24 protein-coding genes are annotated in these 24,568 nt (G+C 70.4%); 7 read left to right on the forward strand and 17 right to left on the reverse strand.

Translation table 11 applies throughout. The annotated features are described in order from the left end of the window. Positions 1-2: 2 nt before the first annotated feature. Positions 3-839 carry a carbohydrate ABC transporter permease gene (locus tag BJ991_RS01310; protein WP_179486782.1) on the reverse strand — a complete coding sequence of 279 codons (837 nt, stop codon included), beginning with the start codon at positions 837-839 and terminating at the stop codon, positions 3-5. Between the two features lies 1 nt (position 840). Continuing rightward, positions 841-1,800 carry a carbohydrate ABC transporter permease gene (locus BJ991_RS01315; protein ID WP_179486784.1) on the reverse strand — a complete coding sequence of 320 codons (960 nt, stop codon included), beginning with the start codon at positions 1,798-1,800 and terminating at the stop codon, positions 841-843. A 152-nt stretch (positions 1,801-1,952) separates the two neighbouring features. Here BJ991_RS01315 and BJ991_RS01320 point away from each other — a divergent pair, with 152 nt between their 5' ends. From BJ991_RS01320 to BJ991_RS01330, 3 genes are all read left to right on the forward strand, one after another. Continuing rightward, positions 1,953-5,168: a glycosyl hydrolase gene (locus BJ991_RS01320; RefSeq protein WP_343048586.1), complete on the forward strand. Its 3,216-nt coding sequence runs from the start codon at positions 1,953-1,955 to the stop codon at positions 5,166-5,168. A 148-nt stretch (positions 5,169-5,316) separates the two neighbouring features. Continuing rightward, positions 5,317-6,615 carry an ABC transporter substrate-binding protein gene (locus BJ991_RS01325; protein ID WP_179486788.1) on the forward strand — a complete coding sequence of 433 codons (1,299 nt, stop codon included), beginning with the start codon at positions 5,317-5,319 and terminating at the stop codon, positions 6,613-6,615. A gap of 213 nt (positions 6,616-6,828) precedes the next feature. Beyond that, positions 6,829-7,071: a glycoside hydrolase family 3 N-terminal domain-containing protein gene (locus tag BJ991_RS01330; RefSeq protein ID WP_246301169.1), complete on the forward strand. Its 243-nt coding sequence runs from the start codon at positions 6,829-6,831 to the stop codon at positions 7,069-7,071. Here BJ991_RS01330 and BJ991_RS01335 read toward each other — a convergent pair. The 3 genes from BJ991_RS01335 to BJ991_RS01345 are packed head-to-tail and all read right to left on the reverse strand — an operon-like array spanning position 6,998 to position 10,715. After that, positions 6,998-7,909, reverse strand: a complete 912-nt coding sequence (locus BJ991_RS01335) for an alpha/beta hydrolase fold domain-containing protein (protein ID WP_179486790.1) — start codon at positions 7,907-7,909, stop codon at positions 6,998-7,000. The genes BJ991_RS01330 and BJ991_RS01335 overlap by 74 nt on opposite strands. Continuing rightward, complete coding sequence (locus BJ991_RS01340) at positions 7,906-9,378, reverse strand: C-glycoside deglycosidase beta subunit domain-containing protein (RefSeq protein ID WP_179486792.1); 1,473 nt, start codon at positions 9,376-9,378, stop codon at positions 7,906-7,908. The genes BJ991_RS01335 and BJ991_RS01340 overlap by 4 nt, the downstream gene beginning before the upstream one ends. A 35-nt stretch (positions 9,379-9,413) precedes the next feature. Then, on the reverse strand, positions 9,414-10,715 hold the full coding sequence (locus tag BJ991_RS01345; RefSeq protein ID WP_179486794.1) for a C-glycoside deglycosidase beta subunit domain-containing protein: 1,302 nt from the start codon (positions 10,713-10,715) through the stop codon (positions 9,414-9,416). Between the two features lie 236 nt (positions 10,716-10,951). On the opposite strand from BJ991_RS01345, the gene BJ991_RS01350 reads away from it, so the two are divergent. Then, positions 10,952-11,905 carry a LysR family transcriptional regulator gene (locus BJ991_RS01350; protein ID WP_343048588.1) on the forward strand — a complete coding sequence of 318 codons (954 nt, stop codon included), beginning with the start codon at positions 10,952-10,954 and terminating at the stop codon, positions 11,903-11,905. Positions 11,906-11,915: 10 nt separating this feature from the next. Next, entirely contained in the window at positions 11,916-13,031 is a 1,116-nt protein-coding gene (locus BJ991_RS18160) for an FAD-dependent monooxygenase (protein WP_218853398.1), read from the forward strand. A gap of 20 nt (positions 13,032-13,051) precedes the next feature. Here BJ991_RS18160 and BJ991_RS01355 read toward each other — a convergent pair whose 3' ends face one another. From BJ991_RS01355 to BJ991_RS01410, 12 genes are all read right to left on the reverse strand, one after another. After that, on the reverse strand, positions 13,052-13,840 hold the full coding sequence (locus BJ991_RS01355; RefSeq protein WP_179486796.1) for an IclR family transcriptional regulator domain-containing protein: 789 nt from the start codon (positions 13,838-13,840) through the stop codon (positions 13,052-13,054). A gap of 25 nt (positions 13,841-13,865) precedes the next feature. Then, positions 13,866-15,038 carry a thiolase family protein gene (locus BJ991_RS01360; RefSeq protein WP_179486798.1) on the reverse strand — a complete coding sequence of 391 codons (1,173 nt, stop codon included), beginning with the start codon at positions 15,036-15,038 and terminating at the stop codon, positions 13,866-13,868. A 2-nt stretch (positions 15,039-15,040) separates the two neighbouring features. Continuing rightward, complete coding sequence (locus tag BJ991_RS01365) at positions 15,041-15,682, reverse strand: 3-oxoacid CoA-transferase subunit B (protein WP_179486800.1); 642 nt, start codon at positions 15,680-15,682, stop codon at positions 15,041-15,043. Then, on the reverse strand, positions 15,679-16,437 hold the full coding sequence (locus BJ991_RS01370) for a 3-oxoacid CoA-transferase subunit A (protein ID WP_179486802.1): 759 nt from the start codon (positions 16,435-16,437) through the stop codon (positions 15,679-15,681). The genes BJ991_RS01365 and BJ991_RS01370 overlap by 4 nt, the downstream gene beginning before the upstream one ends. A 138-nt stretch (positions 16,438-16,575) precedes the next feature. Next, positions 16,576-16,962 (reverse strand): type II toxin-antitoxin system VapC family toxin, encoded by a 387-nt coding sequence (locus tag BJ991_RS01375; protein ID WP_179486804.1) that lies wholly within the window; start codon positions 16,960-16,962, stop codon positions 16,576-16,578. After that, on the reverse strand, positions 16,962-17,201 hold the full coding sequence (locus BJ991_RS01380) for a type II toxin-antitoxin system Phd/YefM family antitoxin (RefSeq protein ID WP_179486806.1): 240 nt from the start codon (positions 17,199-17,201) through the stop codon (positions 16,962-16,964). The genes BJ991_RS01375 and BJ991_RS01380 overlap by 1 nt, the downstream gene beginning before the upstream one ends. A 116-nt stretch (positions 17,202-17,317) precedes the next feature. Beyond that, complete coding sequence (gene pcaC, locus BJ991_RS01385; protein ID WP_179486808.1) at positions 17,318-17,713, reverse strand: 4-carboxymuconolactone decarboxylase; 396 nt, start codon at positions 17,711-17,713, stop codon at positions 17,318-17,320. Positions 17,714-17,742: 29 nt separating this feature from the next. Then, the gene (locus BJ991_RS01390; RefSeq protein WP_179486811.1) at positions 17,743-18,519 is read right to left on the reverse strand and encodes an alpha/beta fold hydrolase; all 777 of its coding nucleotides are present in this window, start codon (positions 18,517-18,519) and stop codon (positions 17,743-17,745) included. Then, positions 18,516-19,910: a lyase family protein gene (locus BJ991_RS01395; protein WP_343048589.1), complete on the reverse strand. Its 1,395-nt coding sequence runs from the start codon at positions 19,908-19,910 to the stop codon at positions 18,516-18,518. Before BJ991_RS01395 ends, BJ991_RS01390 begins: the two co-directional genes overlap by 4 nt. A gap of 108 nt (positions 19,911-20,018) precedes the next feature. After that, entirely contained in the window at positions 20,019-20,600 is a 582-nt protein-coding gene (gene pcaG, locus BJ991_RS01400; protein ID WP_179486812.1) for a protocatechuate 3,4-dioxygenase subunit alpha, read from the reverse strand. Between the two features lies 1 nt (position 20,601). Further along, complete coding sequence (pcaH, locus tag BJ991_RS01405) at positions 20,602-21,468, reverse strand: protocatechuate 3,4-dioxygenase subunit beta (RefSeq protein ID WP_179486813.1); 867 nt, start codon at positions 21,466-21,468, stop codon at positions 20,602-20,604. A 98-nt stretch (positions 21,469-21,566) separates the two neighbouring features. Next, on the reverse strand, positions 21,567-22,292 hold the full coding sequence (locus BJ991_RS01410; protein WP_246301002.1) for an IclR family transcriptional regulator: 726 nt from the start codon (positions 22,290-22,292) through the stop codon (positions 21,567-21,569). 221 nt (positions 22,293-22,513) lie between these two features. Between BJ991_RS01410 and BJ991_RS01415 the strand changes: the two genes are divergently transcribed. Together BJ991_RS01415 and BJ991_RS01420 are read left to right on the forward strand one after the other, a co-directional pair. Continuing rightward, positions 22,514-23,263, forward strand: coding sequence for an IclR family transcriptional regulator (locus BJ991_RS01415; protein WP_179486815.1), 750 nt, complete (start codon positions 22,514-22,516; stop codon positions 23,261-23,263). 104 nt (positions 23,264-23,367) lie between these two features. After that, on the forward strand, positions 23,368-24,555 hold the full coding sequence (locus BJ991_RS01420; RefSeq protein WP_343048590.1) for a 4-hydroxybenzoate 3-monooxygenase: 1,188 nt from the start codon (positions 23,368-23,370) through the stop codon (positions 24,553-24,555). The last annotated feature ends 13 nt before the right edge of the window (positions 24,556-24,568 follow it).

A 24,568-nucleotide genomic window follows, 5' to 3' on the forward strand; every position in this document is an offset into this window, starting at 1 on the left:
CGTCAGCCCTTCAGGCCTCCGGCGAAGCCTTGGATGAACTTCTTCTGCGCGAACATGTAGAAGAGCAGGATCGGGATCATCGAGATGATCACGACGGCGAAGATCTTGTTCCACGCGGACACGAGACCGCCGACGTACGTGTACATCGCGACGGGGAGGGTCTGGGTCGTCGATCCGCCGAGGAAGATCAGCGAGTTGAAGAAGTCGTTCCAGACGATGAGACCCGTGAGGATCGCCACCGTGCCCGTCGCCGGCGCCATGAGCGGCAGCACGACACGGAAGAACGCCTGGGTCGGCGACGCCCCGTCGATGACGGCCGCCTCTTCGTACTCGGTCGTGAGCCCCCGGAAGAAGCTCGCGTACAGGAACACCGACAGCGGCATCAGGATGCCGATCCAGAGCAGGATCATGCCGATCGCGTTGCCCGTGAGTCCGACGGTGCGCGCGCCGATGTAGAGGGGCACGGTGCCGAGCTGCGCCGGCAGGATGATCGCGATGAGCACGAGGTAGAACGTGACGTTCGTCCATGCGCGTGTGCGCCGCGTGATCACGTACGCCGCGACGGACCCGAAGAGCACGAGACCTGCGATCGCGCCGACGGTGATGATGGTGCTGTTGAGGATCGCCATCGGAATGCTGTTGCGTCCGCCTGTTGTGAGCACCTGGATGAAGGCGTTGAAGTCGAGCGACTGGGGCGGTGCCATCGCGCTCGTCGTGAGCGCTTCCTGGTCGGTCTTGAAGGCCGTCGCGAGGAGGAAGTAGAACGGCAGCAGCCCGAGCAGCGTGATGATCCAGACGAGGACCTCGCGGACCGCCGTGAGCTTCGTGTACCGGAACATATCAGGCCTTTCCGACGGCGTCGCGGTCGCGCGTCGCATGCTGCTGGAGGATGGCGAAGACGAGGATGATGAGCGTCAGCACGAGCGCCAGCGCCGAGCCGAATCCGAACTGGCCGAGCGAGAACGCCTGCTTGTAGACCTGGGTCGCGAGCGTCTCCGTGGCACCCGCCGGGCCGCCCCCCGTGAGGGCGAGGATCTGGTCGAAGATGCGCAGGCCCTGGATGATCCCGAGCGTCGTGGCGATGGCGATCGAGGGGCGGATTCCAGGAGCGACGACATGCCAGAACCGCTGCCACAGGTTGGCGCCGTCGAGGGCGGCCGCCTCCTCGAGCTCGACGGGCACCGACGCGAGGCCCGCGAGGTAGATCACCATGACGAAGCCCGTCTGCTGCCAGACGACCGTCAGGAGGATCGCCCAGATCGACCACGTCGGGTCGGCGAGCCACACCTTCTGGAAGGAATCGAGTCCGATCGCGTCGAGGAGACCGTTGAGCGGCCCGTTGAACTGGAAGATGTACTTCCAGACGTACGCCACCGCGAGCGGGCTCAGCACGACCGGCATGAACAGGAGTGTCCGGAGGATGTACCGCGACTTGAGCGTGCGGTTGATCGCGAGTGCGAAGCCCAGACCGAGGACGTTCGTGAGGATCACCGAGCCGAAGGCGAGGAACAGGGTGTTCCAGACGGCCCCCAGCAGGAGCGGGTCGTTGAAGATGCGGACGAAGTTGTCGAAGCCGATGAACTCCCAGTCGCCCAGGCCCGTCCAGTCCGTGAACGCGAAGAAGCCGCCCGTGAGGGTCGCGACGTAGTGCACGGCGACAACGAGAAGGACGGCGGGCATCGCCCACCACCAGTGCCCGTAGCTGATGAGCGGTTTTCGGCCACGCGGTCGCGGTGTGCGCCGAGCCCCCGGAGGCACCGTGAGGGTGCGAGTCGTGTCTCGCTCGATCGTCACTGTCATCTGCTCTCTGACCTCGTCGTCACGCACCGCCCTCCGGCGGGCTCGAAGCAACTCTCACACACTTGCGTCGGAAGCACACATTAGTTTTAGCGATATCCGATATAAGTGCTGCAGCCCCCGCGCGCCCGCGTCTTGTCGCGAGGATGGAGGCCGTGACAGAGTCGCCACCGTCGCCGGAATCCGAGGAGATCTGCGCGCTCTGGCGCAGCTTCGATGACCCGCCTGATGAGGCGCGCCCGCGCGCCTGGTGGCACTGGATGGACGGGAACATCGATCGCGCCGGGATCGTCCGCGATCTGACGTGGCTCCACGCCGTCGGCGTTCGCGGCGCCCAGCTCTTCGACGGGGGAATGGGCGTCCCGCTCGTCGTGCCCGAGCCGGTTCGGCCGGGATCGGATGCGTGGCGGGAGGCGCTGGACGTGGCATCCGTCACCGCCGCCGACCTCGGAATCGAGCTCGCCGTCGCGACGTCGTCGGGCTGGAGCGCGTCGGGCGGCCCGTGGGTCGAGCCGGCGGATGCCATGAAGAAGGTCGTGTGGTCGGAGCTCGTGCTCGACGGCGGTGCGCCCGTCGACGTCGAGCTGCCGCCACTGCCGTCCGTCGCGGGGCTGTTCCAGGACTCGCCGCGGTGGGGCACGCCGCCGCGCGAGCCGTGGGCGGCGGACTGGCGGGTCCTCGCTCTCCCGGCAGCTTCCGAGCACGAACCGCTGGCGCCCGTGCGCGTGACCGGATCCGCGCCGATCGACGATCCGGCGATCCTCGTCGACGGCTCGTTCGGCGCGACCCTCGCCCTCCCGCGCGACCCCGACGGCACGTCGTCGGCGTGGATCGAGCAGGACTTCGACGAGCCCGTCACCGTGCGCTCCGTGACGGTCGGGCTGCCCGGTCCGGGCGGCTTCGGCGCCGCGCCGCCCGCCGACGCCGTCCTCCAGGCGAGCGGCGACGGCGTCTCGTACCGCGATGTCGTGACCCTTCCTCCGTCGACCGTGCCGGCTCGGACGGCCGCGTTCCCGCCCGTCACGGCGCGGCGGTTCCGCCTCCTCCTCACCGGCGGAAGCGCCGCGGCCGCGCTGCCTCCGGTCGCCGACGGCGTGCGGCTCCCGCCGGTCCTCCGCCCGAGCGACACGTTCCTCGTAACGGAGTTCGCACTGCGCACGGCGGCACGCGTGCACCATGCCGAGGTCAAGGCCGGGTTCGGGGTCGTGCCTGATTACCACGCCGTCGACACCCCGGCGGGGTCGGATGCGGCAGCCGTCACTCCCTCCGACGTTCACGACGTCACGGCACTCGTCGTCAGCGGCCGGCTGCAGTGGGACGCGCCCCCGGGTCGCTGGCGCGTCGTTCGCCTCGGCGCGTCGCTCACGGGCCAGATGAACGGCCCGGCGTCCGAAGACTCCACGGGCCTCGAGGTCGACAAGCTCGACGGCGCGCGCGTCTCGGCGTACCTCCGGACGCACCTGGATCGCTTCGCGCCCGGACGGTTCGACGCGCTCCTGAGCGACAGCATCGAGGCGGGCGCCCAGAACTGGACCGACGACCTCCTCGAGCACTTCCGCCGGCGCCGCGGCTACGACCCCACCCCCTGGCTGCCGGTGCTCACCGGGCTGGTGGTCGGCGGCGCCGAGGCATCCGATCGATTCCTCTACGACTACCGCCGCACGATCGCCGAGCTCCTCGCGGACGAATATTACGGAACGCTCGCGGCCGAGGCGCACGCGCGGGGCATGACCTATTACGCGGAGGCGCTCGAGGACCGTCGCCCGCAGCTCGGCGACGACCTCGCGATGCGATCGCACGCCGACATCCCGATGGGCGCGATGTGGACGTTCGACCCCGACCGCGGCCCGATGCCGACATATGTCGCGGACCTCAAGGGCGCGGCATCCGTCTCCCACGTCCACGGCAAGAGGTGGACGGGGGCCGAGGCGTTCACGAGCTTCGACCGCCCGTGGGCGTCGTCGCCGCGAAGCCTCAAGCACGTGGCGGACCTGCAGCTCGCGCTCGGGGTGACTCGCTTCTGCATCCACACGTCGCCGCACCAGCCTCTCGCGGCACCGCCGCCCGGCGTCGCGCTGGCGCCGTTCCTCGGGCAGGCGTTCACGGTGAACGAGACGTGGGCCGACATGGCGAAGCCGTGGATCGACTACCTCGCGCGGTGCTCCGCGGTGCTCTCCGCGGGGGAGCCCGCGGTCGACATCGCGGTGTTCGTCGGCGAGGAAGCGCCGGTCACCGGACTGTTCGCCGACGCGTACGACGTGTCGGTCCCTCCCTGGTTCGATTTCGACTACGTCGGCGCCGACGGCATGGCGGCGCTTTCGGTCGAGGACGGCATGATTCGGTCGGCCGGCGCCCGGTACGCCCTGCTGTACCTCGGCGGCTCGAGTCGGCGGATGACGCTGGGGACGCTGCGGCGGATCGCGACGCTTCTCGACGGCGGTGCGACGGTCGTCGGCGTGCGGCCGGAGCGATCCCCTTCGCTCGCCGACGGCGACGACGAGTTCGCGCGCCTGTCGGATGTGATCTGGGGGCATCCACGCTCCCGCGGCCGCGTGATCGCCACGACGGATCTCGCGTCTGCGCTCCGTGAGCTCGGGATCGTCCCGTGGCTCGAGGTCGAAGGGCCGCCGGCGCGGACGGTCGCGCGGCTCGTCGGCGGACGGCGCGTCACGTTCGTCGCGAACCCCGGAGGACACGACGTGCACATTCGCTTCGCGGTGCCGGCCGAGGTCGGGGCGCTTGAGGTGTGGGATCCGGTCCTGGTCCGCCGCATCGACCTCGCCGAGGCCGGCACCGTGCGCGGGCGGCGCACGTTCGAGCTCGATCTGCCCGCGTTCGGGTCGGTGTTCCTCGCACCGGCGACCGCTTCGCCAGGCGCGCGTGCGGATGCGGCATCCGCCGTCTCGCGGCCCGTCGAGGCACGCTGGACCCTGATTCTCCCGGGCCGCCCCGCGATCGCGGTGCCGCACGGGCCGGTGCTGTGGACGGAGCTCGACGACGACGCGCGCGGATTCTCGGGCGTTGCAGCGTATCGGGGGGAGTTCGACCTCGCGAAGCCCGAGGCCGGAACCGCCGTCTGGCTCGACCTCGGTGACGTGCGCGACATCGCGCGGGTGCGGCTGAACGACGTCGACTGCGGGGTCGCATGGACCGCGCCGTTCCGGGTCGACGTGTCGTCCGCCGTGCGCCCGGAGGGCAACGTGCTCGAGGTCGACGTCGCGACGCCGTGGCGCAACCGGCTCATCCGCGAGGCGGCCGCTCCGTGGGGCGACGTGTTCGCACCCATGACCCGAGTGTTCGAGCCCACGGCCGCGCCGCTTCCCGCGGGCCTCGCGGGACCGGTCGCCGTGCTGCTCGAGAACCGCGCCTGATCAGGCCGAATCGCGGATCAGCCTAACTATTGCATCACATAAACGACACTAATGTCGAAATCATGCGAATGTGTGTCAGGCTGAAGGTGCGGCCGGTGGCCGAGCCAGACACCCGAGCTGGCGACAACGATGTCACGAAAGGTTCGATATGCCACAGCACACAGCATCCCGACCTCGCCGATGGTCGCTCCTTGCGGCGCCTGTCGCCGGTGTCCTCCTCCTTGCCGGCTGCTCCGCGAGCAACGACGACGGCGGCAGCACCGGAGAGCCGGAGGACACGAGCGTCGGCTTCAGCCTCATGGTCGCCCAAGCCAACGATCAGGACGACTACTGGGCGGAGACCGCCGCCAAGTACACCGAGCAGACCGGCGTCGAGATCGAGGTCATCCCCTACCCCTCCGAGGCTTACAACACCCAGGTCACGACTCAGCTGCAGGCCGGCAACGCCGCCGACATGATGGTGCTGGCTCCCGGCACGGGTCAGCCGATCTCGGTCGTCAACCTCGCCGAGGCCGGATTCCTCGAGCCGCTCGACGAGACCTCGGCGGGCATGATTCCGCCCGGCACCGAGAACGAGTACACCGTCGACGGCAAGGTCTACGCCCAGCCGGCCGCGCTCGTCCCCGTGGGCCTCATCTACAACGGCGCCGGCGGCGAAGAGGTCGGCATCGACGAGTACCCCGCCGCCTTCGAGGAGCTTCTCGAGGATTGCACGTCGGCCCGGAGCGGCGGCAAGACGTTCACGGTGCTGGCCGGCGCCGTGCCGTTCAACACGGGGCTGTTCTCGATGCTCGTCTCGGCTACCCGCGTCTATGCGGACGACCCGGACTGGAACGACCAGCGCGCGGCAGGAGAGGTCACCTTCGCCGACAGCGGCTGGCGCGATGTTCTCGAGGACATCATCGAGATGAAGGACGGCGGCTGCTTCCAGGACGGCGTCGAGGGGGGCACGTTCGACACGATCACGCAGAACATCGGCGGCCAGCTGTCGCTGACGGCTGCGGTCCCCGGCTCGGCGGCCGCGTCGATCAGCGCCGGCACGGGTCTCGACCTGAACGTCCAGGCTTTCCCGCCCGCCGACGGCGGCAAGCCCTACACGCTCGCCTCGGCCAACTACGCATGGGCGATCAACGCGGCATCCGACGATGACGTCAAGGCCTCGGCGCAGGAGTTCCTCGACTGGGTCGCCCAGCCTGAAGAGGCACAGGCGTTCGCCGACCTGTCCGGATTCGTTCCGATCTCCGGCGCCACCGCCGACAACCTGCTGCCGCAGTACGACCCGATCGGCGACCTGCTCGAGACGGGCGCCTACGCCGGCCTTCCTAACGCCAGCTGGCCCAACCCCGCCGTCTACGACGCCCTCGGCGTCGGCGTGCAGGGCCTGCTGACGGGTCAGAAGACCGTCGACCAGGTGCTCGACGAGATGGACGCCGCGTGGGACAGCTGATCCGCTGACTCACACGGAGGTGCGTGCCGCCCGGGGCTTTCAGCTCCGGGCGGCATCGCGTTGGGCGCGAGTGACGAAGGGGAGGAGGACCTGGAGGGCACGACGGAGCGGGTGCGCCGGCTGGTCGCGGAGATGACGGATGCCGAGAAGCTCGGCCAGCTTCACATCGTCTTCCGACCGCGGTCCGGCGGAGTGACCTGGACGTTCTCGCCCATGATCGTCGTCTCCCGCGACCCGCGCTGGGGCCGGGTCGTGAAGGGCTTCGGCGAGGACGTGCACCTCACCTCGGTCATGGGCCGGGCGATGGTGCGCGGATACCAGGGGTCCAGCCTGGCTCGCCGCACGCGATCGCCGCGACCGCGAAGCACTACGTCGCGTACAGTCAGCCCGAAGGCGGGATCCACGTCGCGATCGCCTCGATGGTCGGGAGCGCCGTCGGGTCGGCGGGCTCGTTGATGTGGCCGTGGTCCGCGCCGACCTCGAGGTGGAGCGAGACGTCCACGCCCGCCTCGTCGAGCTGCCGTGCGAACGCCTCGCCCGATGGCCGCAGGCCGTCGCGCTCGCACACGACGATGAGCGTCGGCGGGAATCCGTCCGCCGCGCCGAGCCCCGCGAACGCGTGCGGATCGAGCGCCGCCTCGCGCGAGCCGACGAAGTTGAGGGTCAACGCGGTGTGCGGCGAGTCCGGGTCGAGGTCGGCGGAGGCATCCGGCCCGTTCGGATGGACGACCGGATACACGAGCACGAGGCCCCCCGGGACGGGCTCGCCCGCGTCGCGAAGCCGCGCCGTCGCACCCGCCGTGAGGTTGCCGCCCGCGCTCGCGCCCCCGAGCAGGACCGACGCGCCAGGTATGCCGAACAGCTCCTCCGCCTGCGCGACGGCATGCCGCCACGCGGCGAGCACGTCGTCGGACGGCTCGGGGAAGTGCACGTCGCCGAGGCACTTGACGTAGTCGACGGCGAGTACCGGAATGCCGCGCGCCGCGAGCTCGAGCGCGACCCAGTTCGACTCCGGCATGTCGAGGTGGCCGCCGATGAACGCGCCGCCGTGCACCCACACGAGGGCGTGACCGGATGCCGCTGCCGACCCGTCCCGGTACAGCCGAGCCGGCACCGCCCGGCCCTGCGGGCCGTCGATGCGCACGTCGGACGTCTCGACCCCCGCGAGGCGCGGGAACCGGCGCTGGAGCGACGCGGTGTCGATGTCGGGGCGGGGGTCCTCGGGCTCGCCGTGCTCGCGGAGGATGTGGATCACCTCGGGCAGCGGCAGTGCGCGGAAGTCGATGTCGGTCACGTGGCGAGGGCTCCCATCGACGCGCGGATGAGATCGTGCTGCTTGCGGACGAGGAGCAGCGGATCGACCTCGCCCAACTCGGCGAAGGCGTGACCCTCCCACTCGCTCGACCAGTACCCGCGGTATCCGCCTTCCACGAACACCCGGACGAGCTCGGGATAATCGATCGCGGGCTCCTGTCCGGTCTCGTCGATGTCGTAGAACTTCGCGTGCACGTGGAGGATCTGCGGCATGATGTCGGCCCACTCCCGCGGGTCGACATGGCCGTGCATGTTGAACGCGAGGTGCGCGAACGAGCCGAGGCGCGCGGGGTCGAAGTCACGGCTGTTCAGGTAGGCGATGAACTCCTGCTGACGCTCGCGCATCGGAGCATCCGTCGCCCAGATCCGCTGCAGGCGATCGACCGCCTCGTCGTCCAGCCCCGCACGGCGCACCGCACGCAGGAGCGTCGGCGACATCGCGTGCATCGTCGACGAGAAGTCCGCGACGAAGCCGAGGAGCGGCGAGTCGAGCTCGGCGTACACGTCGCGCACCTTCAGGATCTCGGGCGAGTTCGGCCCCATCGGCGCGTGGATCTCGTACGCGAGCGCGAGCTCGAGGGTCTCCGCGACCGGCAGCAGCCGGCGCAGCAGTTCAGGCTTGGCGCTCTGGATGCGCACGAGCGGGAAGCCGAGCTTCCGGGCGCCCTGCAGCATGAGCTCGCTGAACTCGAACTCCTCGTCCGGCGTCATGTCGCGGTCGCGCCGCCGCCCCATGTCGAGGTTCGCGCCGAACGAGCTCTCGTCGAAGCCGTGCCTGTCGAAGGCCGCCCGCCACTGCGCGACGAACTCGTCCGAGACCACCGGGTAGGTCGGCAGCACCTGCGACGCGACGATCTCGATTCCGGGCCCGATGCCGAGCTCCGCGACGCGATCGAGCAGGCCGTCGAAGTCGTACCACCCCGCGCGGAACTCGGCGCTCGCCGAGTACAGCGTCAGACCGAGCTGGAACGGGTCGTCGTCCGCGGCGGGCGGCGGGGGCGCGACATCCGTCACCGTCGCGGGAGGTGGGGCATCGCGATCCGTCACCGTCAGCGTGAGCGCCTGCCGCACGAAGTTCGGCACGTACAGCCCCGGACCGCCGTCCTCGCCGGGAGCGATCTGCATGTAGGGCAGGCGGAGCTCGCCGAAGATCTCGACGTCGTGCTGCTCGCCGAGCTCGACGGGGCGCTCGAGGCGGGCGATGAGAAGCGGATGCTGCTGCAGGAACCACAGCGTCTCGCTCTGCTCAGCGAGCTCGGCGATCGCGCACCGTCGGCCGTCGAGCTCGAACGCGAGGTCCTCGGCCGGGATCTCGACGTCGTCGACGGTGAGTCGCAGAGTCGAGACCGACGAGAGCCACAGGCTCCGGTACCACGGGATCGTCAGCGCGAGCGCGAACCCGTCCGGGTGCGGGCGCAGGCTGTCTTCGGCGATGAGTCCGTTGGGCATGGTGCGGCTCCTGGCGGTCGAGGTGGGCGCCGTCGTCACAGGCGCGACGCGATCGAGCGCATGAGGGAGTGCTGACGGCGCACCTGCTCGATCGAGCGCCACGGGATGCGCTCGCCCTCGTACTCGCTCGAGAGGTAGCCCGTGTAGCCGGCGTCCTTGAGGGCCCGGAGGACGGGCTCCCACGGGATCTGCCGGTCTTCGAGCTTCTCGTCGATGTCGTGGAACTTCGCCTGGATGAAGACGACGTACTTCGCGATGTCGGCGATGTCGGCGGGGTCGACCGCGATGCCGTCCATGAACGCGGGGCGGCGCCCGGGGAGCTCGCCGGGCTTCAGCGGGATCGGGCGGTCCTGGAAGATGCCGGTGTCCAGCAGCAGGCCGAAGTGCTTCGTGCCGGTGCGCTCGATGAAGGCGATGTAGTCGTCGACGACCTGATGCTTGATGGGGGTCGGCGCGTGGATCTCGGGGCAGATGATGACGTCGAGGTCGGTCGCGAGCTCGAGGGAGCGCTCGACGGCCTCGTCCCACGTCGGGTGCGGGATGAGGTCGCTCGATACGACGCCGATCTTCGGCCGCACGAATCTGAACCCCAGCTGCTTCGCCAGGCGCAGGTCGCGCTGCAGGATTGCGGCGCCCTCGGCTGCGGTGAGGTCGCGCGCGTTGACGCCGCTCGAGTGCAGGCGTGTGTCGATCCACGAGCCGTAGTTCGTCGGCTCGAGCGAGTACTTCTCGAGTACCGCGAACCAGCGGTCGATCCACTCCGTCGTGGGCTCGGGATAGCGCTCGATGTGTCCCTCGCCGAGGATCTCGACACCGGTCGCCCCGACGTCGGCGACGGCGGCGAGCGCGGTCTCGAGGTCCATGACCGTGCCGAAGTCGCCCATGTAGCTGTACAGCGAGACGCCGTACTTGAAGGGTGCGCCGTCCACCGCCGACGTGAGCGTGATGTGCCGCGACACGTCGTACTGCGACGGCTGGTGCTCCACCGGAATGTATGACATCCGCAGCCGGAGTCCGATCCCCACCTCGTGCGTGCCCTCGGGCAGCCCGCCCGGGAACGGCACCGTCACGGTCGCCGCCTCCTCGAGCGGCCATCGCACGCCATCCGAATCCCACAGCTCCTGCAATGTGTACGTCCTGCCGGCGAACGTCCACAGCGGAACGTCGGGCCCGACCTCCACGAGGTCGCCGACGCGGACGGAGACGCCGTCGATGAGCGATGCCGCCATCCCGCGGTAGGAGGGCATGCGGAGGCGGAACTGGAATCCCGTCACCTGCCCGCCCTCGGTGACATTGCGGAAACCGGTGGACTGGATGAGCTCCCGCTCGAGAAGCATCGATGCTCCCTTCTCATGGCGGCGCCTTCGCGGCGATGCGTGGCGTCACTGTCGACGCTAACAGCATTTGTCGCTTTCAGTCATAAGTGGGACAGATGCGCACATTTTGAGAACGGATGCCGCGGCATTCGATTTCGTTGCGGTATCGCTGCGGGCGATGCGTCACACCGGCTGCATAGACTGCGTTGATACACTCGGCGGGAGGCCATTCCGACCCCGAAGGAACGCACACCGACGTGTCCGACCAACCGCTGCTGTCCCGGCTCGACCTCAACCTGCTGGTCGCGCTGGATGCGCTGCTGACGGAGCGCAGCGTCACGCGCGCGGCGGAGCGGCTGCATCTGAGCCAGCCGGCGCTGAGCGCGTCCCTGGCGCGGCTGCGGACCCACTTCAACGACCCGATCCTCGCGCGTCGGGGCAACACCTACGAGCTCACGCCCCTCGCGCTGCGGCTGACCGAGCACACGACGACCGCGCTGGACGCGGCCCGCCGCGTCTTCGAGAGTCAGGCGATCTGGACACCGCACGACTCGACGCGCGAGTTCTCGATCTACGGCTCGGACTACGGCTTCGCGACGATCGGCACGATGGTCTCGCGCCTCGCGGCCGAGCAGGCGCCCGGGGTGCGCCTGCGCTTCATGCTGCACAACCCGTCGATCGTCGACGACGCGGTCAACCGCCTCCGCTCCGTCGACGGCATGGTGATCCCGCACGGCCACCTCACCGACCTGCCGTACATGGACCTCTGGCGCGACGATTGGATCGTCGTGGCCTCCGAGTCGAACGAGCACATCGACGACGAGCTGACGATGGAGGTGCTCGGCCGGCTGCCCTGTCTTCACATTCCAGACGCGCACGGCGTTCACGTCGGCGGCACGCCAGCTTCAGCTGCTCGGCGTCGAGCCGCGCGTCGAGGCCGTCGTCGAGAGCTTCCTCGCGCTTCCGCACTTCATCGCGGGGACGAACCGGCTCGGGCTCCTCCAGGCCGGGCTCGCCGACTACGCGTCGAGCGTCAGCGGCATCCGGGTGCTCCAGCTCCCGTTCGACGCGACGCCCGTCGTCAACGCGCTGTGGTGGCATCCGGTTCACAACCGCGACCCCGAGCACACCTGGATGCGAGGGCTCTTCGAGCAGGCATCCGCCCTCGTGTCCGGGCGTCTCGCCCCGCCGAGGTCCGCGAACGGGCATAACGAGAGACGGATGCCCCAGGCACAGCGCATTCTCGTCGTCGGCGGCGGACCCGCCGGGCTCACGGCGGCGCTCGCGCTGACGCGCGCGGGGCACGACGTCGAGATCGCCGAGATCGAGTCGACGCTGGCCCCCGCCGGCATCGGCGTGCTGCTGCAGAACTCGCCGCTGCGAGCGCTCCACTCGCTCGGACTCGCGGAGGAGACCCTCGCGCACGGCTGGCCGCACGGACCGGTCCATCGGGCCGCGATGAACGGTCACGTCTTCGACACGGCGAACCCGCCGTCGCTCGTGCCCGGACTCCCGCCGTCGATCGGGATCTCGCGCCGTGTGCTCGCCGACATCCTCGCCCGCGCCGTCGGCCGCACCGGCGTGCGCATCAGGGTCGAGACGACGGTCGATGCGATCTCCTCCGACGCCGACGGCGCCCTCGTCCGGTTCAGCACGGGTGACAGCGATCGCTTCGACCTCGTCGTGGGCGCCGACGGCATCAACTCGCGCGTGCGGCACCTCGTTTTCCCCGACGTCGGCGAACCCGCGTACGCGGGACAGTCGATCTGGCGGGGGCGCGCGCCGCGGCCGCGCGAGCTCAGCGAGTACTTCATGTACCACGGGCGCGGGAGCAAGGTCGGTCTCGTCGCCATCTCCGAGGAGCACCTGTACGCGTACGTCGTCGTCGACATGCCCGAGCCCGGGCACCGCCGCGGTGACCTGACCGACGAGATGCGCGCCGCCATGGCCGGATACGGCGGCTGGGTTCCCGAGATCGCCGCGACCCTCGAGCCCGGCGCCGAGCTGCGCGCGCTGAACGCGCTGCTCGTTGACGACCCGTGGTTCCGCGGTCGCGTGCTCCTGATCGGAGATGCCGCGCATGCGACGACACCCCACATCTCTTACGGCCTGGGCATCGCGGTGGAGGACGGGATCGTGCTCGCTGACGAGCTGACCCGAGCCGAGACGGTCGACGCAGCACTCTCCGCGTTCATGGCCCGCCGGTTCGAGAGAGCGCGGATGGTCGTCGACAGCTCCCTGCAACTGTCGAAGTGGGAGCAGCATCCGCCGGAGGATATGTCGGTCTACGGCGCCCTCGTGGGGCGCACGCTCGGGGCGCTCGCCCAGCCGATCTGAGGCGGGTCCGGGCTGACGCCCTAGACGAGCCGCAGCTCGCGCTCGATCGCCGCCGTCGTCTCGAGGAGCCTCGGGAGGTACGCCTCGAGCACGTGCTCGACGGTGTCGCGCGTCGCGCTCGTCGAGACGTTGACCGCCGCCGCGATCGAGCCGTCCCGACCGTGCACGGGCGCGGCGACCGACCGCAGCCCCGACTCGAGCTCGCCATCGACGAGCGCCCAGCCCTGGGCGCGCACGTGGGCGAGCTCCTCGCGCAGCGCGCCCGTGTCGGTCTTCGTGAGCGGGGTGAGGGATCGGCGCGCGGAGGCTTCGAGCGCGGCATCCGCTTCGTCGTCCGACAGCCCCGCGAGCAGCACGCGCCCCATGCTCGTCGCGTACGCGGGGAACCGCGTGCCGATCGTGATGCGCACGCTCATGATGCGCCGCGTGGGCACGCGCGCGACGTACACGATGTCGGTGCCGTCGAGCACGGCTGCCGACACGCTCTCGTCGACCGCCCGCGAGAGTGCTTCGAGGTGCGGCTGCACGAGCTCGGGCAGCGTCAGCGCGGACAGGTAGCTGAACCCCAGCTCGAGCACGTGCGGGGTGAGAGCGAACGAGCGCGCGGTGCCGTTGCCGTGGGCGCGGACGTATCCGAGCGTCTCGAGCGTGCGCAGGAACCGCCGCGCCGCCGCACGCGGGATGGCGGTGCGTCGGGCGACGTCGCTGAGCGACAGTTCGGGGTGCTCCGCGTCGAAGGCGCGGATGACGGCGAGTCCGCGCGCGAGCGATTGGACGAAGTCGCCGGATGCGTCCGACGTGTCGCTCATCGTCCTTAGACCTTCCCGCCTCGGATCACCGCTCCAGCACGACGGCCATGCCCTGGCCGACGCCGATGCAGATCGCCGCGACCGCGACGCCGCCGCCGCGGCGGGCCAGCTCATGCGCCGCGTGGCCGATGATGCGGCCGCCGGAGGCGCCGAGCGGATGCCCGATCGCGAGCGCCCCGCCGTGGATGTTCATCCTGTCGGGGTCGAAGTCGGGCCAGCCCTTGAGGCACGCGAGCGACTGCGACGCGAACGCCTCGTTCAGCTCGACGAAGTCGACGTCGGCCCACGTGCGCCCGGCGCGCTCGAGAGCCTTGTTCGCAGCCTCGATCGGCGCGATCGGGAAATCGTCGGGGTCGACGCCGTGGACGGCGCGCGCCGTGATGCGCGCGAGCGGCTCGCCGTCGATCGCTCCTTCGCGCGCGAGGAGCACCGCCGACGCGCCGTCGTTGATGGGCGACGAGTTGCCCGCCGTGACCGAGCCCTGGTCGTCGTCGGCGAAGAGTGCCTTGAGGCCGGCGAGCTTCTCGACGGAGGTGTCGTTGCGGATGCCCTCGTCGCGCGCGAGCTCGGCGCCCGGCACCTGCACGATCTCGCCGTCGTAGACGCCCTCGGCCCACGCCGCAGCCGCGCGGCGGTGGGACAGCACCGCGAACTCGTCCTGCGCCTCGCGCGAGATGCCCCATTCGCGAGCGATCTTCTCGGCGGACTGCCCGTTCGAGATGGTCCAGTGCTTGGGCAGGCTCGGGTTCACCATGCGCCAGCCGATCGAGGTGTTCCACATCGTCTGATTGCCGACCGACGGCCACGGCCGGGGCGACTTCTCGACGATGAACGGCGCCCGGCTCATCGACTCGACTCCGCCGGCGAGCACGATGTCGACGTCGCCCGCGTCGATCGCGCGCGAGCCCTGCACGACGGCCTCGACCGACGATGCGCACAGGCGGTTGACGGTGACGCCGGTCACCGACGTCGGGAAGCCCGCGAGCAGCGCGCCCATGCGGGCGACGTTGCGGTTGTCCTCACCCGCCTGGTTCGCGTCGCCGAAGACGACGTCGTCGATGCTTGCGGGGTCGAGCCCCGTGCGCTCGACCGTCGCCTTCATGACGATCGCGGCGAGGTCGTCGGGACGCGTGCCCGACAGCGCGCCGCCGGCGCGGCCGAACGGCGTGCGGACGGCGTCATAGATGTAGGTGGCCATGGTCAGGCTCCTTTCAAAGCCAGTCCGGTGAGCTCGGACAGGCTCTCGACGGTGTTGTCTCCGAATGCTTCGCGCACGACGAAGCCCTCGTCGGTGACGTCGAACACGGCGTGGTCGGTGTAGACGCGCGTGACGCAGCCGACGCCCGTGAGAGGGTACGTGCACTCGGCGACGAGCTTGGACTCGCCCTTCTTCGTGAGCAGGTCGGTCATGACGTAGACGGACTTCGCTCCGATCGCGAGGTCCATCGCGCCGCCCACCGCCGGGATCGCGCCGGGCGCGCCGGTCGACCAGTTCGCGAGGTCACCCGTCTGCGACACCTGGAACGCGCCCAGCACGCACACGTCGAGATGCCCGCCGCGCATCATCGCGAACGAGTCGGCGTGGTGGAAGTACGCGGCGCCGGGCAGGGCCGTGACGGCCTGCTTGCCCGCGTTGATGAGGTCGGGATCGACGGCATCGGATGCCGGGGCCGGCCCCATCCCGAGCAGCCCGTTCTCGGTGTGGAGGATGATCTCCTGGTCGTCGGGCAGGTAGTTGGCGACGAGAGTCGGCGCCCCGATGCCGAGGTTCACGTACGAGCCCTCGGGGATGTCGGCGGCGATGCGCTTCGCGAGCTCGTCGCGGCTGATGGTCGTGGTCACTGGTCCACCTCCGCCACGGCCGGCGCGGCATCCGTCGGTCGTCCCTCGAGGTCGACGCCGCCGACGAACTCTCCGCCTCGGAGCCACGCGCGCTCGCCCACCTCGACGACGCGCTGCACGAAGATGCCCGGCGTCACGACCGTCTCGGGATCGAGAGTGCCGAGCGGGACGATCTCGTCGACCTGCACGATCGACGTCGTGGCCGCGGTCGCCATGATCGGGCCGAAGTTGCGGGCGGTCTCACGGTAGATGACGTTGCCCCAGCGGTCTGCCGCCAGGCCCGACACGAGGGCGTAGTCGGCCTTGATCGGGTACTCGAGCACGTACTGGCGACCGTCGATCTCGCGTGCCTCCTTGCCCTCGGCAAGCTGCGTCCCGACGCCGGTCGGGCTGAAGAACGCGCCGATGCCGGCGCCTGCCGCCCGGATGCGCTCGGCGAGGTTGCCCTGCGGCACCAACTCGAGCTCGATCTTGCCGTCGCGGTAGAGACCGTCGAACACCCACGAGTCGTGCTGGCGGGGGAACGAGCAGATGATCTTGCGCACGCGGCCGGCGGCGAGCAACGCCGCGAGGCCGGTGTCGCCATTGCCGGCGTTGTTGTTCACGATCGTGAGATCGGATGCCCCGCGGGCGATGAGCGCGTCGATGAGCTCGACCGGCTGACCGGCGCGGCCGAACCCGCCGATCATGATCGTGGACCCGTCGGGGATGTCGGCGACGGCGGTCGCGGCATCCGCAACCGTCTTGTCGATCACTGGGCCTCCTCGGTGATGGGCGAGTGTTCGCTATGCGAACGCGTGTGCGTATCTCGAACGAGCATAGCTCGGGGCACTCCACCGCGCGAGCAGCCGGATCGCTCAGCGGGACCACTTCCGCGGCGGCGGCGGTCGGTCTCACTGCCGAGCGTCGTGGATCCGGTCTTCGCCGAGCGAGAGGAGAACGCGGTCGCTCGTGATCAGGGGAATCCTCTCCACCCGCGCCTGCGCGACGAGCATGCGGTCGAACGGATCGTGCCTCGCGAGGGCGGGGTCATCCGCAAGCGCGGCGGCGTGCGCGACCGTGAAGGGGAGCTCGCGGAGCCCGGAGCGGGCGAAGATCTCGGGGAAGCTCTCACCACCCGGGAGCTCGATCCGCCCGAGCATGTGCTTCATCGTGATCTCGGTGATCGACACCGCCGAGACGAACACGCGGTCGGCCGCCTCGATCGCGGCGCGACTCTCCGGTCCCAGATGAGGGCTGTCGCGGTAGAGCCAGAGGAGGGCATTCGTGTCGAGGAGCATCACTCTTCACGCTCGTCGTAGAAGAGCGCGCGGATCTCCTCGTCGATCCCGTCGAAGATCGCCGGATCGTGTTCAGGCTCATCACGCCCGAGTCCGTACACGATCTCGACACCCCGATGCGGAACGAGGTCGACGACGGGCACGCCTGCGCGCGCGATCGTCACCTGTTCCCCCGCCAGCACCCTCGCGATGAGCGCCGACAACTGCGACTTGGCTTCGTGAACGTTGACCTGCGCCATGGGACGAGCATAGCTTAGCCAGACTTAGCCAACCACCCCCTCAGGTACTCTCCGTCGCCTACTCATGGGCGTCTCGCAGGATCGCGTCATCCGCGCGCTCGCGGACCTCGCGGCCGTCAGAACTCGTCGGCCAGCGCCTCGCTCGCGACGCGGAAGGCCGTGTTCGCCGCCGGGACGCCCGAGTACACGGCGGACTGGATGATCACTTCCTTGATCTCCTCGACGGTGAGGCCGTTGCGCATCGCGGCGCGGAAGTGCATCGCGAGCTCCTCATGGTGCCCGTGCGCGATGAGCGACGTGATGACGGCGATCGACCGCGAGCGACGGTCGAGCCCGTGACGCGACCACAGATCGCCCCACGCGACGCGCGTGATGAAGTCCTGGAAGTCGGCGGTGAAGTCCGTCGTGTTCGCGATCGAGTCGTCGACGTGCTCGTCGCCGAGCACCTGACGGCGAACCGTCATCCCCTGCTCCCAGCGCTCGGCGTCGGAGAGTCCTTCGTTGGTCGTCATTCGGCCTCCTCTTCTCGTGTGGTCGTGGGTCAGGCTCGCGTGTGCGCGAACTCGTCGAAGAACGAGCGCAACACCTCGGCGGTCGCGGCGGCGTCGTCGGCAGGCGGGAGGTGCGACGCATCCGCGATTCCGACGGCCCGGCCGCGCTGCACGCCGTCTGCGATCTCGCGGGCGGATGCCTCGGGCGTCACGCCGTCGTGGGCGCCCCACACGGCGAGCACCGGGGCGGCGATCTCGCCGAGCCGGCCGCGCACGTCGAAGTCGGCGAGCGCCTCGCACGCGAGCGCGTAGCTCTCGTCGTCGGCGTCCTGGAGCACGTGGAGCAGGCGTCCGGAGATCTCGGCATTGCGCTCGATCGATCCGGGCGCGAACCACCGCTGGGCGGACCCGATGATGAGCGTCGACGTGCTCTGCCCACGCACCTGCGCGGCGCGGTCGTGCCACCCCTCGGCCTCGCCGATCTTCGCCGCGGAGGCGATGATGGCAGCCGCGATGACCCGATCCGGATGCCGCAGCAGCAGCTCGAGGCCGACCGCGCCGCCCAGCGAGACGCCTGCGTACAGGAACCGCTCGCCCACCGCATCCGCGACCGCGTCGGCGAGCTCGGCGACCGTGAAGGGCGCCGTCGCGCGGGGCGAGGCGCCGTGCCCGGGAAGGTCCCACGCGATGACGCGGTACCGCTCGGCGAGTGCGGGGATGACGTTCTCCCACAGGATCGTCGATGTGCCGAGCGACGGCCCGAGCACGAGCAGCGGCGCGGAGTCGGGCCCGACGGGCGCGGTCACCGTGATGGCGGGGACGGTCATGGATCCTCCAGTGGCGGCGGGAAAGAGGGGTCGTCGTCGGATGCCGCGACCGCGGCGTCCACGAGGTGCGACGCGAGGCCGGTGTAGTTCGCCGGGTCGAGCAGCGCGTCGGCGTCGATGCGCTCGCCCGCTCCGCCCGTCTGCAGCTCGGGCAGGGCGCGCACGAGTCCGCGAAGGTCTTCGCCGCGGCCGGCGGCGGCGACGAGCTCCTTCACACGGGCGGCGCCGATCACGGGACCGAGCACGACCGAGAGGCGCTCGGCCACGATGAGCCCGTTCGTGAGCGCGAGGTTGCGGGCGACCGCGTCCGCGTCGACGCGTAACCCTGCGACGAGCGAGGCCGCGGTCGCGGAAGCCCCGAGCGCGAGGCGCAGCAGTTCGCGGAGCGTCGGCCACTCCGCGTGCCACGCGCCGTCCGGACGCTCGTCGACCGCGAACGCAGCCGCGGCGTGCAGGGTCGCGCCGAGCTGCGGGGCGCGGATCGCGGCGGAGCGGATGAGCACGGATGCCGCGGGGTTCTGCTTCTGGGGCATCGCCGACGACCCGCCGCCCGATCCTTCGGCGAGCTCCCCGATCTCGGTGCGGCTCAGGGTCGCGACGTCGGCCGCGATCACGCCGAGCGCGTCGACGCTCTGTACGAGGGCGTCGCCCAGCTCGGTCACGGGCCACCGAGTCGTGTGCCACGGGCCGTCGGGGGCGGCGAGGCCGAGCTCCGACGCAAACGCGGCTGGCAGCGAGGCCGCGCGCTCGAGGCCGGCGATCTCGACGAACGACGCGAGAGTTCCTCCGGCGCCTCCGAGCTGTGCCGGAAGCTGTCGCGCGCTGTCCTCGAGACGCTCGATCGCGCGTCGCACGCCGCGCAGCCAGTTCGCGGCGCGCAGCCCCACCGTCGTCGGAACGGCGTGCTGCGTGAGCGTGCGGGCGGCGGCCACCTCGCCGCGATGCGCGGTGGCGAAGTCGTCGAGCGCCGAATCCGCCTCGCGCAGCGACGCGAGCACGCGGTGCGTCGCCCCGTGCGCGAGGAGCATGAGCGCGGTGTCGAGCACGTCCTGACTCGTCGCCCCGCGGTGCACCCACGCGCGCGCCGACTCGGGCACGCGGTCCTTCAGCAGGGCGACGAGCGGGATCACGGGGTTGCCGCCGGCGACGGATGCCGCGGCCAGCTCGCTCACGTCGATCCCGTGCCCCCGGCACAGCGCCCCCGTGCCGGACCATCCGAGCGACGACGAGACCTCGTCCGCGACCTCCGCGGGCGCAACCCCGAGGGCCGCGTACGCGCGGGTAAGCGCCACCTCGGCCGTCACGAGCGCGTCCAGGAAGGCGGCATCCGTCACCGACTCGTCGTGCCCCACCGTCACCGGCGTGAGCAGTCCCTCGTCGAACCGCGACACCCTGGCTCCTATCTCGGCACGAGCCGGTGCGCGCGATCGGCCCCGCGTTTCGTCTCGCTCGCGGCGCTCCTTCGCTCAACGACCGTCATGTCAGGGCAACACCCCGCCTCAGAATTCGAGGAACACCGTCTCGTTCTCGCCCTGCAGGCGGATGTCGTGTCGCAGATACCCGTTCGGCAGGCGAGTTGCGATGAGCGTAGCGCGCTCCTCGGGCGTCAGCGAGGACAGGAGCGGATCGGCGTCGAGCTTCTCCTGGTCGTCGGGCAGGTAGATGCGGGTCATCAGCTTGTCGGGAAGCCCGCGTGCGAAGACCGCCACCGCGTAGAACGGCGCCTCGCCGTCCACCGAGCCGGGCTCGATCGTCCAGAACTCGTAGCGGCCCTCGTCCGTGGTCGCCGATCGCCCGAAGCCCGTGAACGTGTGGCCGTCGCGACGACGCGAGCCGCGGCCGCGCGGGATCCTCCCCTCGGCATCGGCGCTCCAGATCTCGACGAGCGCGTCGGGGATCGGCGCACCTGCGCCGTCGTACACGACGCCGCCGAGCACGATCGCGCCGGGGGAGTGCGGGAAGACGACCTCGTGCATCTTCGGGTAGATGGTGCCGAACGCGTAGAACGGTCCGATCGTCTGGCCGGGGGTCGTCTCGAATTGGCGGCTGCCCTGCAGCTCGGACCGAAGCGTGCGTGCCATGTCAGTGCTCTCCCTCGGGCTCGAACCACGTGGCATCCGGCCCGTCGACGACGATGTCCCAGCGGTAGCCCATCGAGAACTCGGGGACTGTGAGGTCGTGGTCGTAGGTGCCGATGAGCCGGTCGCGGTCCTTCTGGCTGCGGATCGTGTTGTAGATCGGGTCGAGCGAGAACAGCGGGTCGCCCGGGAAGTACATCTGCGTGACGATGCGCTGGGTGAAGCCGCCGCCGAAGATCGAGAAGTGGATGTGAGCGGGCCGCCACGCGTTGACGTGGTTCTTCCACGGGTACGGGCCCGGCTTGATGGTCGTGAACTTCCACTCGCCGTTGTCGTTCGTGATCGTGCGGCCGGCGCCGGTGAAGTTCGGGTCGAGCGGCGCGGGGTGCTGGTCGCGCTGATGGATGTAGCGGCCCGCCGCGTTCGCCTGCCAGATCTCGACGAGCTGGTTCGCGATGGGGCGTCCCCATGAGTCGAGGAGGCGACCCTGCACGGTGATGCGCTCGCCCTGCGGCTCGCCGCGGTGCTGGAGCGTGAGGTCGGACTCGATCGCCGCGACGTCACGCTGTCCGTACGCGGGCGACCACAGCTCGATCGTCTCGGGGTCGACGAGCCTCGGGTTCTTGGTCGGGTGGCGCAGGATGCTCGAGCGGTACGGCGGGAAGTCGTACATCGTCGAACGCAGCTTCTCGCCGGCGGCCTCGCGACGCTCGTACTCGGCGTGGAGATCGGCGATCTCCTGGTTGATCTGCGACTGCGGGGGCATGTCGGCCGATGCGAGCAGCTGCTCGGGCGCGAGTGGGGTCTGCTCGATGATGACCGACGACGAGAAGGCCTCTTCGTCCTTCGAGTCGGATTCGGCGCTGGTCATGACTGTCTCCTTCGACGCGCCTCCGCACCGGAGGCGCAACACGAAAAGAGTGACAGTCGCAGCCTCACATGGCGCTGTGAATTCTCATTGCCTGGGAATCAGACGTCACGCAGTGCCGCGCGCAGATCCTTCGCCGCCTGCATCACGAGACCACTGAGCCGGCGCTCGTCGGCGGCCTCGAGGTGCACGACGATCCCGATCGCGATCGGAGGCAGTCCTTCGACACGGGCGAGCGGCGCGGCGACCGACACGTTGCCGAGCGTCATCTCCTCGCGCGTGGTCGCGTAGCCCCGCGCGCGCGTGCGGGCGAGGTCGGCCCGCAGCTCGTCCTCGGACGTGATCGACAGCGTCGTCTCGCGCTCGAGCGGCACCGAGAAGTACCGCTGCAGCCATGCCTCGTCTCGCGTCGACAGCAGCGCCTTGCCGACGCCGGTCGTGTGCAGCGGATGCCGCCCGCCCATGCGGCTCAGGGTCGGGATCGCCCCCTGCCCGGTGAGCCGCCCGACGAAGAGCGCGGTCGCGGTCTCGGGCGTCGGGGCGTCGAGCACCGCAAGGTGGACGTTCTCGCGCGTGGCCTCGTACAGGCGCGACATGTGCGGCAACGCGGTCTCGCGCAGGCGCAGTGCGAGCGGCGACAGCTCGCCGAGCTCCCACAGCTTCGCGCCGATCGTGTAGCGGTGCCCGGGCGTGCGTGTGAGCAGCCCGAACGACGTGAGCTGCGACAGCAGCCGGTGCAACGTCGACGACGGCAGCCCCGTCAGCTCGGCGATGCGGGTCGCCGAGAGCGCTGGCTCCTCGTCGGTGAAGCACTGAAGGACGCGCATCGCGCGTGTGAGCACACCTTCGCCCGGTTCCAAGATTGCCTCCCCGATATATCAGGCTACCTTCGGTTTCGGACGTGTGCGGTCCATCCGGGTCGCGCCGCTCCAGGGACTGCAGTCCCGTTTGGGGCGGATCTCCGGCTTCGGGGCGCATTTCGTGCGCCCCAAAGGCGGGAATCCGCCCCAAACCCACCTGGTCCGTGCGGTCGTGCGATTCTGGGCGCATGGCCAACTCGCCGTCGGGCGACTCCTCGATCGACCGGATCGTGCGCGTGCTGGAGACGTTCACGATCGACCGCACGGTGCAGACCGCATCCGAGATCGGTCGCCATGCGAACCTTCCCTCGTCGACCGCGCACCGCCTCGTCGACGGGCTCGTCCATGCCGGACTGCTGGAACGCGACGAGGAGCACCGCGTGAGCCTCGGCATGCGCCTGTGGGAGCTCGCGCTGCGCGGCTCGCGCGCTCTCCGACTGCGACAGGTCGCGCTGCCGCACATGGAGCGCGTGCAGGCCCGCATCCGCGAGCACACCCAGCTCGCGGTGCTCGAGCAGGACTCCGCGCTCTTCCTCGAGCGCCTGTCGCACCCCGGCGCCGGCGCGAACATCACGCGCATCGCGGGCCGCCTTCCGCTGCACGCCTCCTCGTCGGGACTCGTGCTCCTCGCGCACGCGTCGGAGGAGGTGCGCGAGCGCGTGCTGGCGGCTCCTCTCGCGCAAGTGGCGAAGGAGACGGTGACGGATGCCCCGGCCCTCCGTCGCCTGCTCGCCCGCGTCCGCCGCGACGGGTACGTCGTGTCGCCGGGCTCCGTCGAGTCCGTGTCGACCGGCGTGGCGGTGCCCGTCCGCGACCGGTCCGGAGACGTCATCGCGGCACTGTCGGTGGTGCTGCCGCGCGACGCTCCGACGGAGCAGGCGATCGCCGAGCTGCTGCGGGCGAGCCGCGGCATCCGCTCCGACCTGTCGGAGCACTGACGGGACGGACGCGGGTTTCCCGTTCAATGGGGAACTCCGCCCGAACCGGGCCCGCCCCGACCACACTGGTGCACGCCATCGCCCACCTCGTCGAAGGAGACCCCGTGCCCGAGATCGTCCGCACCCGCGTCGCCATCGTCGGCGCCGGCCCCGCGGGGCTGCTGCTGTCGCACCTGCTCGCCGCCGCCGGCATCGACTCGATCGTGATCGACAGCCGAACGCGCGAGCAGATCGAGCAGACGATCCGCGCGGGCATCCTCGAGCAGGGCACCGTCGAGGTGCTCGACGCGCTCGACGAGTTCAGCCGCGCGCGCACCGTCGGCCATCGGCACGACGGCATCGAGCTGCGGTTCGCCGGCGCAGGGCACCGCATCGACTTCGCGTCTCTCGTCGGGCGCGGCGTGTGGCTGTACCCGCAGCACGAGGCGCTCAAGGATCTCATCGCGGCGCGGATCGCGGCGGGAGCGGACCTGCGGTTCGGCGTGACGGCGCAGCGCGTGGAGGGCGCGGCATCCGATCGGCCCCGCGTCTTCGCGACGGGCGCCGACGGCCGGGCCCTCGAGATCGACGCCGACTTCGTCGTGGGCGCCGACGGCTCGCACAGCGTCGTCCGCGCCGCCGTGACGGGCTCGCAGACGGGCGGGTACTTCCGCGAGTACCCCTTCGCCTGGTTCGGCATCCTCTGCGAGGCTCCGCCCAGCGCGACCGAGCTCATCTACTCGAACTCCCCCAACGGCTTCGCGCTCATCAGCCAGCGCAGCGCCACGGTGCAGCGCATGTACTTCCAGTGCGACCCCGAGGTCGACCCCGAGTCGTACACCGAGGAGCAGCTGTGGCACGAGCTGCAGTCGCGGGTTCCGGGCACGACGCTCAACGAGGGGCCGATCTTCCAGCGCGACGTGCTCCGGTTCCGGAGCTTCGTCGCGCACTCCCTGCGCACGGGCCGCGCCGCCCTCGTCGGCGACGCCGCGCACACCGTGCCGCCCACGGGCGCGAAGGGCATGAACCTCGCGGTCGCCGACGTGCTCGTGCTCGAGCGCGCGCTGCGTGCCCTGCTGCTCGAGAACGACGAGCGGCTCATCGACGCGTACCACGACACCGCGCTGCACCGCATCTGGAAGGCGCAGCACTTCTCGTGGTGGATGACGAGCATGCTGCACGTGGCACCGGATGCCTCGGACTTCGACCGCCTGCGCCAGCTCGGCGAGCTGCAGACCGTCGTCGAATCCGAGGCCGGACGCCGCTATCTCGCGGAGGCATACACGGGGTGGCCGCTCGAGGGGCGCGCGTAGCTCCGGCGCTCGG

It is taken from the genome of Microbacterium immunditiarum, assembly GCF_013409785.1.
Classification (GTDB): Bacteria; Actinomycetota; Actinomycetes; order Actinomycetales; family Microbacteriaceae; genus Microbacterium; species Microbacterium immunditiarum.